The organism is Pseudomonas sp. NFX183, from assembly GCF_047943075.1.
Classification (GTDB): domain Bacteria; phylum Pseudomonadota; class Gammaproteobacteria; order Pseudomonadales; family Pseudomonadaceae; genus Aquipseudomonas.
This window is the reverse complement of record NZ_CP181333.1, coordinates 2184610-2200246: the sequence shown is the minus strand read 5'-3', so window position 1 is coordinate 2200246 and position 15637 is coordinate 2184610. Positions and strand designations below refer to the sequence as shown.

Genomic DNA, 15637 nt, shown 5'->3' with positions numbered 1-15637 from the left:
CAATTCGTTACGATATAACACGCGGCGTGAAATTTTCGTTCGAAAACACCCTGGTTGAACCCTACCGAGAATCCCTGTGGGAGGGGGCTTGCCCCCGATGACGGTGTATCAGCAACAGATCAGCTGACGGCCCCACCACTATCGGGAGCAAGCCCCCTGTCACATTCGTACGTCATTACCTTCGAGACCGTGACTAACCCCCCACAAACACGAGCCATCACTGGTGCAGCCGCCGATTAATCGGCACACTCCAAAACAGTTTTTCGCGGGTAAACGGACAAGGAAGCGCCACCTCCCATGATTTCGATCTATCAGCTCAAACCGCGTTTTCAAAACTTACTGCGCCCACTCGTGCAGCGCCTCTACGACAACGGCACCACGGCCAACCAGATCACCGTGCTGGCCGGCGTGGTGTCCTTGCTGGTCGGCCTGCTCATCGCAGGCTTTGCCCAACACCTCTGGCTGTTTGCCCTGATCCCGTTGTGGATGATCCTGCGCATGGCTCTTAACGCCATCGACGGCATGCTCGCCCGGGAATTCGGCCAGCAGTCGCGGTTGGGCGCCTACCTCAATGAATTGTGCGACGTGATCGCCGACAGCGCGTTGATCCTACCCTTTGCGCTGATTCCCGGCGTGAGCCTGGCGCCAGTGCTGCTGGTCACGTTGCTGGCGGTGTTCAGCGAATACGCCGGGGTGCTCGGCCCAATGGTCGGGGCGTCGCGGCGCTACGACGGGCCGATGGGCAAGAGTGATCGCGCGTTTGTACTCGGCGTATTGGCCACCGGCGTGGCGCTGGGCTGGCTCGGCGCGGGTTGGGTCAACGCGGTGATGTGGCTGGTCGCGGCGCTGCTCGCCTACACCTTGGTCAACCGCGTGCGCCAGGGCCTCAAAGAAACGACGTCCCCTTCTGCATAAGGAATTTGCGATGCGTGAACAGCAAGAGCACAGCTTCGGTACCCACGATGGCGTCGAGCTTTTCTACCGGCACTGGCCGGCCACTGCGCCGCTTGGCGACGAGCCGCGCAAGGCGATCCTGCTGTTCCATCGCGGCCACGAGCATTCGGGGCGCATTGCCCACCTGGTCGATGAACTGGACCTGCCGCACTTCGACTTCTTTGCCTGGGACGCCCGTGGCCACGGCCAGTCGCCCGGCGCGCGCGGCGACAGCCCAAGCTTCGCCACCAGTGCCCGCGACGTGCAAACCTTTCGAGACCACATCGGTGCCACTTACGGCGTCGAAGAAGACAATTGCGCGGTGATCGCCCAGAGCGTCGGCGCGGTGATCGCAGCCACGTGGGTGCACGATTACGCGCCGAAAATCCGCGCACTGGTGCTCGCCTCTCCGGCGTTCAAGGTCAAGCTCTACGTGCCATTCGCGCGGCCAGGCCTGGCGCTGATGCGCACATTTCGCGGCAACTTTTTCGTTAACAGCTACGTCAAGGCCAAGTTCCTCAGCCATGACCCGCAGCGTGTCGCGTCCTACGACAGCGACCCGCTGATCACCAAGGCGATCTCGGTGAATGTGCTGCTCGGCCTGTACGAAGCTGCCGACCGCGTTGTCGCCGATGCCCAGGCGATCCAGGTGCCGACCCAGCTGCTGATCTCCGGCTCGGACTTTGTGGTGCACCGCAAACCCCAGCAGCAATTTTTCGACCGCCTGGGCAGCCTGAAAAAAGAACTGCACATCCTGCCCGGCTTCTTCCACGACACCCTCGGTGAACGCGACCGTGCCGTGGCCGTGAGCAGCGCCAGGCGCTTTATCCTGCAGAACTTTGCGCACCCGCTGGACCGCGCCTCATTGCTCGACGCCGACAAGCTGGGCGCCACCTGCGCCGAGTCCGAATCCCTGGCCGCGCCGCTGCCGCGCAACTCTTTGCGCGACCTGTACTGGCGCATGACCCGCGCCAGCATGGGCCTGGGCAAGAACCTCTCGGACGGGGTCAAGCTGGGCTTTGACACCGGCTTCGATTCCGGCAGCACACTGGATTACGTGTACCGCAACAAGCCCACCGGCAAAGGCGGGCTGGGGCGGATGATCGACACCAACTACCTCAACTCCATCGGCTGGCGTGGCATTCGCCAGCGCAAGCTGAATGTCGAAGAGCTGTTGCGCCTGGCCATGGCCAAGTTGCGCAGCGATGATCGCCAGGTGCGCATTGTCGACATCGCTGCGGGCCACGGCCGCTACATTCTCGAAGCCTTGCAGGGCGTATCGCCGCTGCCGGAGTCGATCCTGCTGCGCGACTACAGCGACATCAACGTGCGCGACGGTGGCGCGCTGATTCACGAAAAAGGCCTGGGGGATATCGCGCAGTTCGTCAAAGGCGATGCGTTTGATCGCGCGGACCTGGCGGCGCTCGACCCCAAGCCGACCTTGGCGGTGGTGTCCGGGCTGTATGAATTGTTTGCCGATAACGCCATGGTCGGCGGTTCGCTGGCCGGCCTTGCCGAAGCCGTGGAGCCCGGCGGTTACCTGGTGTACACCGGCCAGCCGTGGCACCCGCAGCTGGAACTGATCGCCCGCGCGCTGACCAGCCATCGCCAGGGCCAGGCCTGGGTGATGCGCCGTCGCAGCCAGGCAGAAATGGATCAACTGGTCGAGGCCGCAGGCTTTCGCAAGATCACTCAGCGTGTGGACGAATGGGGCATTTTCACGGTGTCTCTGGCACAGAAGATCTGAGCATGCGCGAACCCGGTTTATTGAAACCTGCGGTCCTGTGGTTGCTGCTGTTGGCGCCGCTGTTTTTCAGCACCTACGGCTTTGCCACCTGGGTCACCAGCCAGCGCAGCGACGTCGGCACGCTGGTGTTCGGCTGGGAACCCCATATGCCGTTCTGGGCCTGGACCATCGTGCCCTACTGGTCCATCGACCTGCTCTACGGCTTCTCGCTGCTGCTGCCCACTAGCCGCCATGAACTCAAACAACACGCGCTACGCCTGCTGACCGCCCAGGTGATTGCCGTGAGCTGCTTCCTGATCTGGCCGCTGCGGTTCACCTTTGAACGGCCGGCGCTGGATGGCGTATTCGGCTGGCTGTTTGCCGTGCTGGCAGGCTTCGACAAACCGTTTAATCAGGCACCGTCGCTGCACATCGCGCTGCTGGTGATTCTGTGGATCATGTACCAGCGCCACAGCCAGGGCTTCTGGCGCTGGATGGTGCACGGGTGGTTCGCGTTGATCGGGATTTCGGTGCTGACCACTTATCAACATCACTTTATCGACTTACCCACAGGCGCCCTCGCCGGCTGGCTATGCGTGTGGCTGTGGCCGCTGGAGCACCCGAGCCCGCTGTTGAATGCGCGGCTTACGCGGGATCGAAAACGCTGGCGGCTGGGCGCGCGCTACGGCCTGGGCGCGCTGGCCTTGGTGATTCTCGCGTTAACGCTCGGCGGTTGGTGGCTGTGGCTGCTGTGGCCGGCGGTTTCCCTGGGTTTGATCAAGGCCAATTACTTGGTACTCGGCGCGCCGGGCTTTCAAAAACGGCTCGACGGCACGCTGACGCCTGCCGCGCGCTGGCTGTATGCGCCTTACCTCGCGGCCGCGTGGCTCAACTCACGCCTGTGGACACGCAAGCATCCACAGCCTGACCTGATTGTGGATAACGTCTGGCTCGGTCGAATACCCGCCGCACGCGAGCAAGGTTCATTCAAGGCGATCGTCGATCTGTGCGCCGAATTGCCGATTAATCCACAGGGCCGCGCTTATGCATGCGTCCCCGTGCTGGACCTGATTGCGCCGACACCCGCCGAATGCCTGCAAGCCGCCCAAGCCATTGAGCGCCTGAGAGCAAGCGGGCCATTACTGGTGTGCTGCGCCCTCGGTTACTCACGCAGCGCCACCGCCGTTGCAGCCTGGCTGCTGCACAGTGGGCGCGCCACAACGCTGGACAAGGCACTGGCTATTATTCGTACAGCGCGGGCCCATGTGGTCCTGCACCCCGCTCACCGCGAAGCGTTGGAGGGTTTAGCCCATGCCCGCTGATATGGAACTCCAGGTGGTCGCCAGCCTGCTGCGCCGTGGTCGCTCGCTGGATCAGTTATCCACAGGCCTGACGCTGCTCGGCGTGCTTTTCGGCCTGGCCCAGCTGCTGATGGCGAGTGTCGCGCCAATCTGCCTGCTGCTCAGCCTGTGGATGATTGTCCTCGGGCTGCTGCAAAAGTACTGGGCGCTGCGCGTCGCCTTCGATGCCGACCTGTTCGCGCTGCTCGCTCGCGACACCGAGCGCACCCCCGACCTCGACCAGGCCCTGCAAACCCTTGGCCTGCAATCGGCCAAGCGGGCCGGCCGGCCCTGGACCGAACGCCGTCGCGGCGCCCTCAAACTGCTGCGCAAGCAGGCCTGGCTGCTGGGCGCACAAATGCTGCTGACCCTGGCCGTGATCCTCGCCAGCCCTTGGCTACCTTTCGCCGGATAAGGAATCCCCATGTTCGAACCTGTGGCTGCCACCCTGATTACCTCAATGGCCCGCACCGTAACCGGCGCCCGCAGCCTGTGGCTGGGGTGCGCGCCGGTGCCGGTGCAGCGCATCTATTTCGCCAACCACAGCAGCCACGGCGACTTCGTGCTGGTGTGGGCGTCGCTGCCGCAGAACCTGCGCAAATTCACGCGCCCGGTGGCCGGCAGCGATTACTGGAACAAAAGTGCGCTGCGCCGTTACATCATCAACCGCGTGTTCAGCGGCGTGCTGATCGACCGCGAGCGCAAAGACCCTGTGGATAACCCTCTGCAACCCATGCTCGCCGCTTTGGAAGGTGGCGACTCGCTGATTATCTTCCCCGAAGGCACGCGCAATCTCGAAGACGGCTTGCTGCCCTTCAAGAGCGGCCTGTACCACCTGGCAAAAAGTTACCCACAGGCCGAACTGATCCCGGTGTGGATCGCCAACCTCAACCGGGTCATGCCCAAGGGTCGCGTACTGCCGCTGCCATTGCTGTGCACCACCAGCTTTGGTGCTCCCCTGCAATTGGAAGATAACGAAGACAAAGCCGCCTTCCTCGCCCGCACCCGCGACGCCCTGCTTGCCCTTGCCCCGGAGCATGTCTGACATGGATAGCCAAACCCTGATGTTGTTCGGCGGGATCGGCGCCATCCTGGTGCTCGCCTCGCTGATCGGCCTGATCCTCAAGTTGCGCACCCGCGGTACGCCAAATGCGGTCGTCGACAACCTCAACGCCCGTATCAATGCCTGGTGGGTGATGGTCGTGGTGATCGGCATCGCCTTCTGGCTCGGCACCGGTGCGGTGATCCTGCTGTTCTACGCGGTGTCGTTCTACGCCCTACGCGAATTTCTCACCCTCACCCCGACCCGGCGCAGCGACTACCCGGCGCTGGTGGCCGCGTTCTACCTGGCCTTGCCGCTGCAATACCTGCTGATCTATTCCGATTGGTACGGGCTGTTCTCGATCTTCATCCCGGTGTACGTGTTCCTGCTGCTGCCGATCCTCGCTTCGCTGGGGGGCGACAGCACGCACTTCCTGGAGCGCGCGTCGAAGGTGCAATGGGGCCTGATGATTGCAGTGTTTTGCGTGTCCTTCGTCCCGGCCCTGCTGACCCTCGACATTCCTGGCTACGAAGGTCGCAACCTGTTGCTGATCGCCTACCTGGTGATCGTGGTGCAGCTGTCGGACGTGCTGCAGTACGTGTGTGGCAAGCTGTTCGGCAAACACAAGATCGCGCCCAACCTGTCGCCGTCCAAAACCGTCGAAGGTTTCGTCGGCGGGATTCTGCTGTCATCCCTGATCGGCGCAGCGCTGTGGTGGACCACGCCGTTCAACCCGTGGCAGTCGTTCTTGATCGCGCTGCTGATCAACCTGCTCGGCTTTGCCGGCGGCATTGTGATGTCGGCGATCAAGCGCGACCGGGGCGTGAAAGATTGGGGCCATATGATCGAAGGTCACGGCGGGATGCTGGACCGGCTGGATTCGGTGTGTTTTGCCGCGCCGATTTTCTTCCACCTTGTTCGCTACTGGTGGACTTGAGAAATACCACCTCAAGCTCAACGCGGATCACCTGTGGGAGCAGGCAAGCCAGCTCCCACAGTGGTTTTGCGGTGTTTTCAAGTGTTCAGCCTGGCAGGTGCCCCAAAGGCAAGGCGCCTGGGGTTTTCACGGTCTGGATCGCAAAGTTGCTGCGGATGTCCCTCACGCCCGGCAGCTTCAACAGGCTGCCGGTGACGAAGCGCTCGTACCCACGCAAATCCGGCACCACCACCTGCAACAGAAAATCCGACTCCCCCGACACCAGAAATGCCGAGATCACCTCGGGCAATGCGGTCACCGCCTCGCGAAAGGCATTGGCCTCGGTGTCGTTGTGCCGCTCCACCTTCACGCCGACGAACACCATCATGCCCAGGCCCACTTCATCGCGATCCAGGGTCGCTTGATAGCCGCGAATCACGCCGGCTTCTTCCAGCAGCCTCACACGGCGCAAACAGGGTGAGGCAGACAGGCCGATCTCATCCGCCAGTTGCACGTTACTCAGGCGCCCATCGCGTTGCAGGGCTTCAAGAATCTTGCGGTCAAAAGCATCTAGTTTCAGATTTGGCATAAATGAATGGCCGCAAGCTTAATCAATGGCAGACAGTGCCAAGAATAGACGCCTTTTAAGCTGAATACGCAAGCACCTGCCCCGGCCTTCCCTCCTAGAATCAGCCGACACATCAAGGGGGTGGAACATGACAGAGCTGTGGCTATTTCTGATGGCGCTTTCGGTGGCGTTTCTGCTGCCGGGGCCGGACATGATCCTGTTGCTGCAAACCGGCGCACGCCAGGGCAAAGCGCTGGCGCTGACCACGGCCATCGGCCTGGGCCTCGCCCGGGCCTGCCATGTGGTGTTGGCGGGCATGGGGCTGGCGACCTTGTTCAAGGTCGCGCCCTGGACCTTCGACGTGGTGCGCCTGGGCGGTGCGGCCTACCTGTTATGGCTGGGCGTGCAATGCCTGCGCGCCAACGGGCTGCCATCGCTCGACGCCTCTCACGGCGCACCACCCGCCCATGCCTGGCGCGTGGCCTTTCAACGCGGACTGCTGACGAACCTGCTCAACCCAAAGGCCCTGCTGTTCTGCTCGGTGCTGCTGCCGCAATTCATCAACCCGCAAGCCGGCCCGGTGGCGGCGCAGTTTGCATGGCTGGGGGTGATGCTGGTGACGGTGGGCTTCGCATTTGACTGCTGCTACGCCCTGGCCGGCGCGCGCATCGGCCGCTGGCTGGCCAGCAATCGCTCGGCGCAGCGCCTGCAGCAGTGGTTATTCGGCAGCCTTTTGATCGGTTTTGCGGTGCGCCTCACTTTTGTGCAACACGCCTGAGCGTTTGCGGCCTATTCACGTCATCTTTTGTATCAAAGACGCGTGTAAGATACGCCGCACTTAGCCAGGGATGCTCACCATGTTCGATGCGTTGAAAGCGATCAGCCGCCGTTTTCTCGGCCTGTTACCCACGGTGGTGAGTGCCCTGTTCGGCCAATGGCAGCCGCCTTTCTGGCTGCGCGCCATCGGCCGAGGCCTTGCGAACCTGGGCCGCAACGCTCGCGCCTATCCGCGCCAGGCCGGCGCCGGCGTGTTGGGCCTGGTGTTAGTGGCTGGCGCCGGGTTCTACGGCTGGCACTGGTATTCAAACCTGCCGCAGCCGCACACCGTTGGTTATTCGTTGCACAAGCCGAACCTGACGGATTACACCCAGCAACCGCCGGTGGTGGATAACTTGCAGGTGCGTTTCGCCGAGTCCGTGGCCCCCTTGGCGGCGATTGGCAAACCGGTGACTGAGGGCATCACCCTCAAACCCACCGTGGCAGGCGCCTGGCGCTGGTCCGATGACCGCACTTTACTGTTCGTGCCAGAAAAAGACTGGCCAGTAGACGCCCACTACACGCTGGACCTGGCGAAGAAAAACCTCCTGGCCGACGGCGTGTTGCTCAACCAGTACAGCAGCCAGTTTTCCACCCAGCCATTCCGCGCCACCCTGGCACAAAACGAGCTGTATCAAGACCCGTCCAACCCGACGCTGAAACAGCTGGTCGCGACCTTCCACTTTTCCCACCCGGTGGATGAAGACAACCTGCGCAAGCGCGTGTCTGTGACCCTCGGCAAAGGCCTGGCCTACCGCGACGCGCAGTTGCCCAACCGCCCGGAAATCACCTTCGACGACAACAAGCTCAACGCCTACGTACGCTCCGCCGCCCTCGCCACGCCACTGGAAAGCACGCCGGTCAGCGCCAGGCTCGACGAAGGCATCAAGGCCCGTGACGGCGGCAACGCCAGCACCGCGCCGCTGGTGTCGGAAGTCACCGTGCCCGGCCGTTATCGCCTGACCTTCACCGGCGCCGAAGTCAGCTTTGTCGACAATGAACGCGGTGAACCGGAACCGGTGCTGATGTTCAGCAGCTCCAGCGCCGTCGCCGATGACACCATTGCCCGTAAGGTCCAGGCGTGGCTGCTGCCGGAAAAAGCCCAGGACGACACCCGCCCCTATACCAGCAACGACATCGACGACGCCCTGCTCGCCCGCAGCACCAAGGTCGCCCTGACCCATGTGCCCAGCGTCGAGCCGCTGAACACCTTGCACGCGTTCAAGTTCAAGGCCCCGGCCGGTCGCGCGCTGTATGTGCGCGTGCCCGCCAACCTGGAAGCCATCGGCGGCTATCTGGCGAAAAACCCTACGGCCTCGTTGATCAGCATGCCGGCGTATCCGCGCACGCTGCAGTTCCTGTCCAACGGCGCGCTGCTGAGCCTCAACGGCGAAAAACGCCTGGGCTTCATGGCCCGTGGCGTACCCGGCGCCCACGTGGAAATCGCCCGCCTGCTGCCCAACCAGTTGCAACACCTGGTGGACCAGAGCAGCGGCAGCTTTGCCCGGCCGAACTTCGGCAATGAATACTTCGACCGCATGGTGGAGCGTCAGTCGCTGGATATTCCGCTGTCGTCCAATGACCCGGCAAAAACCGTCTACGACAACGTTGACCTGAGCCATTACCTCACCGCCAACGGCGGGCGTCGTGGCATTTTCGTGCTCAAGCTCAGCCCTCAGGATGACCCCGCAGAACGTACGTTCGAGTACGACCGCAGCAGTACCAGCGACCTGCGCTTTATCGTGGTGACTGACCTGGGCATCATCGCCAAGCGTTCCAGCGACGGCAGCCATGATGTGTACGTGCAGTCGATCGGCAATGGGTCGCCGGTGGCCGACGCACAGGTCGACATCATTGGTCGCAACGGCCTGCCGGTTAGCAGTGGCCGCACCGACACCGAAGGCCATGCGCATTTCGCCAAGCTGGATGAACTGCGCCGTGAGAAAACGCCACTGATGTATGTAGTTACTCGCGGCAATGACCAGTCCTTCCTGCCGATTGCCCGCCAGTCGCAGCAGCTGGATTTGTCGCGCTTTGATGTAGGCGGTTTGGAAGAAGACGGCGCAATTGATCGCCTCAGCGCCTACCTGTTTACCGACCGCGGCCTGTATCGCCCTGGCGAGACCGCGCACTTGGGCATGATCGTGCGCAGCGGCAACTGGAAAGGCGCCCTGCAAGGCCTGCCGGTGGAGCTGCAAATCACCGACCCGCGCGGCCTGGAAGTGATTCGCCAACCCCTGAAGCTGTCCACCAGCGGTTTTGAAACCTTTGATTTCCCCAGCAGCGAAGTCGCCCCCGCAGGTGATTACACCGCGACCTTGCAGTTGATTGGCGAGAAAAACACCCGCACCGACCTGGGCAGTGTCAGCTTCAAAGTCCGCGATTTCGAGCCGGACCGCATGAAGGTCAGCCTGAGCCTGCACGACACGCCCGTATTGGGCTGGATTCCACCGGACCAGGTGGTGGCCAAAGTCACTGCAATGCACTTGTTCGGCGCTCCGGCAGCCGGCCGCCGGGTGACGGCGAAGATGTCCTTGAGCCCGACGCTTGCGGCCTTCGACCGTTATCCCGATTACCGCTTCCGCCTCAACAACTCGTTGGAAGACGCCAGCACCGAAGACCTCGCCGAAACCACCGTCGACGACAACGGCCAGGCCGTGCTCGACCTTAACCTGCAACGCTTCGCCAACAGCACCTATCGCCTGCAGGTCATGACCCAGGTGTTCGAGGCTGAAGGTGGGCGTAATGTGGCGGCGCAAAGTGCGCTGCTGGTGTCGTCCGCGCCGTATCTGGTGGGTGTGAAAAGTCAGGATTCGCTGTCGTACGTCGCCAAGGACGCCCCGCGTCAGGTGCAGTGGCTGGCCGTCGCGCCGGACCTCACGCCATTGGCGGTGGACGGCCTGACCAGTGAAGTGGTCGAGCACCGTTATGTGTCGGTGCTGGTGAAACAGTCCAATGGCACCTACAAGTACGAGTCGCGCATCAAGAACATCAGCCAGCCCGCCTCGCCATTGACGATGACCAAGGACGGCGCCAAGCAGACCCTGAACACCGGCACGCCGGGCGATTTCACCCTGCAACTCAAGGATGCCAACGGCAACCTGCTCAACCAGATCGACTACAGCGTGGCCGGACGTGGCAACACGTCGCGCTCCCTGGAGCGTAACGCCGAGTTGCAGCTGCGCCTGGATAAACGCAGCTACGCCACCGGCGATGAGATTGCGATCAGCATCCGCGCGCCGTACACCGGCGCGGGTTTGATCACCATCGAGCGCGACAAGGTTTACACCCAGCAATGGTTCAAGGCCGACAGCACCAACAGCGTGCAACATATCCGCGTGCCTGCAGGCCTTGAGGGCAATGCCTACGTCAACGTGCAGTTTGTGCGCGACATTGGCTCGTCCGAGGTTTATATGAGCCCGCTGTCCTACGGCGTGGTGCCGTTCAGCATCAACCTCGATGCGCGGCGCATGGCGCTGAAGGTGGAAGGCCCGGCTAAGATCGAACCGGGGCAAACCCTGGACATCAAGGTCACCGCCGACCGCCCAGGCCGCGCGGTGGTCTACGCGGTGGACGAAGGCATTCTGCAAGTGGCGCGCTACCAGACGCCAGACCCGTTGGGTTTCTTCTTCCAGAAGCGCGCACTGGAGGTCGGCACCAGTCAGATTCTTGACCTGATCCTGCCTGAATTCAGCCGCTTGCTCAGTGGGGCGGCGCCCGGTGGCGATACGGAAGGCGCCCTGGCCAACCACCTCAACCCGTTCAAGCGTAAACATCAGCCGCCGGTGGCGTGGTGGTCCGGGCTGGTGGACCTGCCGGCCGGTGAAACCGTGCTGCATTACCAGGTGCCGGACAGCTTCAACGGCAAGCTGCACCTGTTTGCGGTGGCGGTGGATGCCGACAGCGTCGGTGTGAGCGAGGCCAACACCGAGGTGCGTGGGCCGATCGTGATCACACCGAACGTACCGGCTTTTGTCGCGCCGGGGGATGTGTTCAACGTGAGCGCTGGCGTGTTCAGCAACCTCGACGCGGCGGCCGATGTGAAGTTTGAAGTGCAGACCAGCGACGGCCTCACCGTGCAGGGCGACAAAGGCAGCACCTTGTCATTGCAACCGCGCAAGGAAGGCACCGCCGAGTTCAAGATCAAGGTCGGCGAAACCCTCGGTTCGGCGGACCTGCGCTTTATCGCCGTGCTGCCAGACGGCAAACGCATCCAGGTAGCAGAAACCACCTCGATCCGCCCACTGAGCGAACATCGCGTGGCCCTGAGCCTGGGTCGTTTCGACAGCGCCAGCAAAGAGCTCAAGCCAACGCGCGAGCTGTTCAGCCAGCTGCGCGACGTGCAACTGGGCGTGGCGGCATCGCCGCTGGTGTGGGCCAACGGCCTCAAGCATTACCTGGATGACTATGGCTATGCCTGCACCGAGCAATTGGTGTCCAAGGCCATGCCGGCGTTGATCTGGGGCGGCACCGCGCCAGAAGCCGAGCAAGCGTTCACCAGCGCAGTGCGTATGTTGCGCCAGCGCCAGAACCAGGCCGGCGGCTTCGGTTTGTGGGCCGCCAACCCGGATGTGGCGCCTTATGCCAGCCTGTACGCCACCGACTTCCTGATCGAAGCCAAGGAGCGTGGGCTGCCGGTGCCGGAAGATTTGCTGGTGCGCGCCAATGCTTATCTGACAGACCTGGCCAACGGCCCGAGCGAAGGGCTGTCGGAATTGCGCAACCGCGCCTACGCCAGTTACCTGCTGAGCCGTCAGGGAATTCTGGTGAGCGGCGCCTTGAGCGATATCCGCGAGCGCTACGAGAGTTACTTCAAAGACACCTGGCAGAACGACTTGGGCGCCGCGTACCTGGCCGCCAGCTACAAGCTGCTCAAGCAGGACCGCCAGGCCGATACGCTGTTCCGCAAAATCCCATGGCGCTCCCTTGTGGATAAGTGGGACAGCGACGGCCTGTATTACGACCCGCTGGTGCACGACGCCGAACACCTGCACCTGCTGGCACGCCACTTCCCTGAGTTGCTGGACGATGTACCAGCAGCCTTGCTGGATAAGCTCGGCAAGCGTCTCAACGAGCAACGCTACAACTCGCTGTCGGCCGCTCTGCTGCTGCGTGCCCTGGACAACTATGGCCAGCGCGCGCAAAGCGACATGACCCTCAAAGCCACCGCCTGGCTGGGCGACAAGCAGCAGCAACTGCTGGAAATGGCCGGTCAGCCGCCACGCGCCGCCGTACCGGGTGCCACGCAAAAACTGGTGATGGAAAAAACCGAGGGCCCGGCCGCGTTCTACATGCTCAGCGAGGCCGGTTTCGACAAGGGCGCCAAGCTCAAGCCGATCAACAATGGCCTGGAAATCATCCACGAATACCTCGACCTCAAAGGCGAGCCGGTGAGCAAAGTGGCGGTGGGCGATGAGTTCCTGGTGCGTCTGCGCCTGCGTGCGACCGACCGCGACCAAGTGCAACAAGTGGCCGTGGTCGACCTGCTGCCCGGCGGCGTCGAGCCTGTGTATAACTTGCCGCCGGAGCCGGAAACCGCCAGCACCGATGAAAGTGAAGGCGACGATTCGGAGTACGTGGAAACCGCCGACGGGGATGAAGCGGATGCCTGGCAGGCGCCTATCGGCGAAACCGAACTGAGCAACTGGCAGCCGGACTACGTGGACGTGCGCGATGATCGGGTGGTGTTGTACGGCACCGCGCTGCGCGATGTGGGCACTTTCGTCTACCGCGTGCGCGCCACCAACGCCGGCACCTTCAACACGCCACCGGCCTACGCCGAAGGGATGTACGAAACCACCCTGCAAGGGCGCGGCAAAGTAGGCCAGCTTGAAATTACCAAGCCTTAAACGCCTGACGCCGCTGCTGGCAGCGGCGGTGGTGCTGGTGGGCTTGCGGTTGTGGCCGCACGCCCCGCTGGAACAGGCCGTCACCTCGTCGCGGGTGGTGTTGGCCGACGACGGCGCGCTGCTGCGCATGACGTTGGCGGATGACGGCCAATACCGGTTGTGGCTGCCGCTTGCGCGCATGTCGCCGTCACTGGTCGAGGCGTTGCTGCTCAAGGAAGACCGCAATTTTTATTGGCACCCGGGGATCAATCCCCCGGCGTTGCTGCGCGCGGCCATGGCCACCTACAGCGGCGGCCAACGCCAGGGCGGTTCGACCTTGAGCATGCAACTGGCGCGGCGCTTGTGGGATTTGAACACCCGCCAAGTGCCGGGCAAGTTGCAGCAGATGGCCTTGGCGTTGTGGCTGGAGGCGCGCTACAGCAAGCACGACATCCTCGAGGCCTACCTGAATCTGGCGCCCATGGGCGGCAATATCGAAGGCGCCGAGGCGGCCAGTCGCATTTACTTTGGCAAATCGGCAGCACAGTTGTCGTTGTCCGAAGCACTGGCGCTGGCGGTGATTCCCCAGCAACCGGGGCGACGCGCGCGCTTCGGGCCCTCGCTGCAAAACGCGCGGCTGCGCTTGATGGCCGACTGGCGCGAGACTTATCCACACGACCCACGAAACGACAGCTTGCTGGACTTGCCACTGGAGGCGCGCAACCGCCAGCAAATCCCGTTTCTGGCGCCGCACCTGAGCGAACAGTTGCTGGCTTCACAGGCTGGCAACGAGTTGAACACCACGCTCAACCTGCCGCTTCAGCAACTGCTCGAGCGCCTGATTACCGGATTTATCGCCGAGCGGCGCAGCACAGGCGTGGAGAACGCCACAGCGATCCTGATCGACAGCCGCGACCAGAGCGTAAAAGCACTGGTGGGCTCGGCGGATTACTTATCCACAAGCATTCACGGGCAGGTCAACGGCGTGTTGGCGCGGCGCTCGCCGGGGTCGACCCTCAAGCCGTTTCTGTATGGGCTGGCGCTGGATCAGGGTGTGATCCACCCCATGAGCATCCTCAAGGATTTGCCGAGCAACTTTGGCTACTTCCAGCCGGAAAATTTCGACGGCAGTTTTATCGGGCCGCTGACAGCGCGGGATGCTTTGATCCGTAGTCGCAATATCCCGGCGGTGTGGCTGGCCAGCCAAGTCAAATCACCCTCGCTGTATGGTTTGCTACAACGCGCCGGCATCCAGGGCCTGCGCGGCGAAAGCCATTACGGCCTGGCGCTGGCCCTCGGCGGTGGTGAGATGACGCCCGAGGAGCTGGCGCGGCTGTATGTGATGCTGGCCGGTGACGGGCATCTGCGGCCGTTACGGTATTTGCAGGAACAGCCGCCATCCACTGGGCCGCAACTGCTCACGCCGCAGGCCGCGTTTATGGTGCGCGATATGTTGCGCCGCAACCCACGGCCGGATGGCTTGCCGAGCCGCCATTGGCGCACCGCGTGGAAAACCGGCACCTCGTGGGGTTTTCACGATGCGTGGAGCGCGGGTCTGGTCGGGCCGTACGTGCTGGTGGTGTGGGTGGGTAACTTCGATGGTCGACCAAACCCTGCGTTTATCGGCGCCAAGACCGCTGCGCCGTTGTTCTTTCGCATCGCTGACGCCCTGCCGCTGGCGCTGCCCAACGTGGTGATAAAACCTGACAAACCACCCGCCGGGTTGGTGCGCATCGACGTGTGCGCCGCTTCCGGTGAGTTGCCCAACCGCTGGTGCCCGCAAACCCGCAAGACCTGGTACATCCCCGGTGTGTCGCCGATTCGTGTGTCGAACCTGCACCGTCCGGTGTTGATCGACACCCGCACTGGCAAGGCCGCGTGCCCGCCATTCGATGCGCAATACACCCGTGAAGAAGTCTTCGAATTCTGGCCAAGCGATGTGCAGCGCCTGTATCGTGCTGCCGGCCTGCCCCGGCGCACGCCGCCTAATGTAATGAAAAATTGCCAGCCCAACCGCATCAGCGACCAAAGCGAAGCGCCGCAGATTCGCTCGCCGCTGACCCAGGTGAGCTACCAGTTGCGACTGTCCCAGCCGCAGGAAAGTATCCCGCTCAATGCCAACGCGGCCAGCGACGCAACCACGCTGTACTGGTTTGCCGACCAGACGCTGATCGGCCAAGGCCCGCCGCAAACCACGTTGAACTGGCGGCCGGGCAAGTCGGGCGAATATCGGTTGCGCGTGAGTGACGATCAGGGCCGCAGTGCGAGCCGCGGGTTGAAGGTGGAGTTTGTGCCGTGATCACATCGCTCATGACTGGGTAATGTGGTGAGCAGGCTTGTTGTGGCGAGCGGGCTTGTTGTGGCGAGCGGGCTTGCCCCGCGTTGGGCTGCGCAGCAGCCCCAATAAGGGCACTGAGGTGTTCCTAATAAAACTCAGCGTCTGGTTTTGGGGCTGCTTTGCAGCCCAA

The 15637-nt window shown here is 62.9% G+C and carries 10 protein-coding genes; 9 read left to right on the top strand and 1 reads right to left on the bottom strand.

Going from position 1 to position 15637, the window contains the following annotated elements; all coding sequences use genetic code 11:
* The first annotated feature begins 297 nt into the window (after positions 1–297).
* The 6 genes from ACM530_RS10105 to ACM530_RS10080 are packed head-to-tail and all read left to right on the top strand — an operon-like array spanning position 298 to position 5978.
* Positions 298–915 carry a CDP-alcohol phosphatidyltransferase family protein gene (locus ACM530_RS10105; RefSeq protein WP_145158369.1) on the top strand — a complete coding sequence of 206 codons (618 nt, stop codon included), beginning with the start codon at positions 298–300 and terminating at the stop codon, positions 913–915.
* 10 nt (positions 916–925) lie between these two features.
* A complete protein-coding gene (locus ACM530_RS10100) occupies positions 926–2680 on the top strand; it encodes a bifunctional alpha/beta hydrolase/class I SAM-dependent methyltransferase (RefSeq protein WP_416364702.1) in 1755 nt (584 codons plus the stop codon).
* Positions 2681–2682: 2 nt separating this feature from the next.
* Positions 2683–3981, top strand: coding sequence for a phosphatase PAP2/dual specificity phosphatase family protein (locus ACM530_RS10095; RefSeq protein ID WP_416364701.1), 1299 nt, complete (start codon positions 2683–2685; stop codon positions 3979–3981).
* Positions 3971–4414, top strand: a complete 444-nt coding sequence (locus ACM530_RS10090; RefSeq protein WP_242201278.1) for a hypothetical protein — start codon at positions 3971–3973, stop codon at positions 4412–4414. The genes ACM530_RS10095 and ACM530_RS10090 overlap by 11 nt, the downstream gene beginning before the upstream one ends.
* A gap of 9 nt (positions 4415–4423) precedes the next feature.
* A complete protein-coding gene (locus tag ACM530_RS10085; protein WP_416364700.1) occupies positions 4424–5044 on the top strand; it encodes a lysophospholipid acyltransferase family protein in 621 nt (206 codons plus the stop codon).
* Position 5045: 1 nt separating this feature from the next.
* The gene (locus ACM530_RS10080; RefSeq protein ID WP_106575956.1) at positions 5046–5978 is read left to right on the top strand and encodes a phosphatidate cytidylyltransferase; all 933 of its coding nucleotides are present in this window, start codon (positions 5046–5048) and stop codon (positions 5976–5978) included.
* A gap of 85 nt (positions 5979–6063) precedes the next feature.
* Here ACM530_RS10080 and ACM530_RS10075 read toward each other — a convergent pair whose 3' ends face one another.
* The gene (locus ACM530_RS10075; protein ID WP_025854407.1) at positions 6064–6537 is read right to left on the bottom strand and encodes an Lrp/AsnC family transcriptional regulator; all 474 of its coding nucleotides are present in this window, start codon (positions 6535–6537) and stop codon (positions 6064–6066) included.
* A 136-nt stretch (positions 6538–6673) separates the two neighbouring features.
* Between ACM530_RS10075 and ACM530_RS10070 the strand changes: the two genes are divergently transcribed.
* The 3 genes from ACM530_RS10070 (at position 6674) to pbpC (ending at position 15468) form a co-directional block, all read left to right on the top strand.
* Positions 6674–7303 carry a LysE family translocator gene (locus ACM530_RS10070; protein WP_416364699.1) on the top strand — a complete coding sequence of 210 codons (630 nt, stop codon included), beginning with the start codon at positions 6674–6676 and terminating at the stop codon, positions 7301–7303.
* Positions 7304–7382: 79 nt separating this feature from the next.
* Positions 7383–13190 (top strand): MG2 domain-containing protein, encoded by a 5808-nt coding sequence (locus tag ACM530_RS10065; RefSeq protein ID WP_416364698.1) that lies wholly within the window; start codon positions 7383–7385, stop codon positions 13188–13190.
* Positions 13171–15468, top strand: a complete 2298-nt coding sequence (gene pbpC, locus ACM530_RS10060) for a penicillin-binding protein 1C (protein WP_416364697.1) — start codon at positions 13171–13173, stop codon at positions 15466–15468. The genes ACM530_RS10065 and pbpC overlap by 20 nt, the downstream gene beginning before the upstream one ends.
* Positions 15469–15637 lie beyond the last annotated feature (169 nt).

What these genes read in the sequence shown, in the direction of transcription:
- ACM530_RS10105 (WP_145158369.1), top strand. Translation starts at nt 298, where the DNA reads ATGATTTCGATCTATCAGCTCAAACCGCGTTTTCAAAACTTACTGCGC.
- ACM530_RS10100 (WP_416364702.1), top strand. Translation starts at nt 926, where the DNA reads ATGCGTGAACAGCAAGAGCACAGCTTCGGTACCCACGATGGCGTCGAG.
- ACM530_RS10095 (WP_416364701.1), top strand. Translation starts at nt 2,683, where the DNA reads ATGCGCGAACCCGGTTTATTGAAACCTGCGGTCCTGTGGTTGCTGCTG.
- ACM530_RS10090 (WP_242201278.1), top strand. Translation starts at nt 3,971, where the DNA reads ATGCCCGCTGATATGGAACTCCAGGTGGTCGCCAGCCTGCTGCGCCGT.
- ACM530_RS10085 (WP_416364700.1), top strand. Translation starts at nt 4,424, where the DNA reads ATGTTCGAACCTGTGGCTGCCACCCTGATTACCTCAATGGCCCGCACC.
- ACM530_RS10080 (WP_106575956.1), top strand. Translation starts at nt 5,046, where the DNA reads ATGGATAGCCAAACCCTGATGTTGTTCGGCGGGATCGGCGCCATCCTG.
- ACM530_RS10070 (WP_416364699.1), top strand. Translation starts at nt 6,674, where the DNA reads ATGACAGAGCTGTGGCTATTTCTGATGGCGCTTTCGGTGGCGTTTCTG.
- ACM530_RS10065 (WP_416364698.1), top strand. Translation starts at nt 7,383, where the DNA reads ATGTTCGATGCGTTGAAAGCGATCAGCCGCCGTTTTCTCGGCCTGTTA.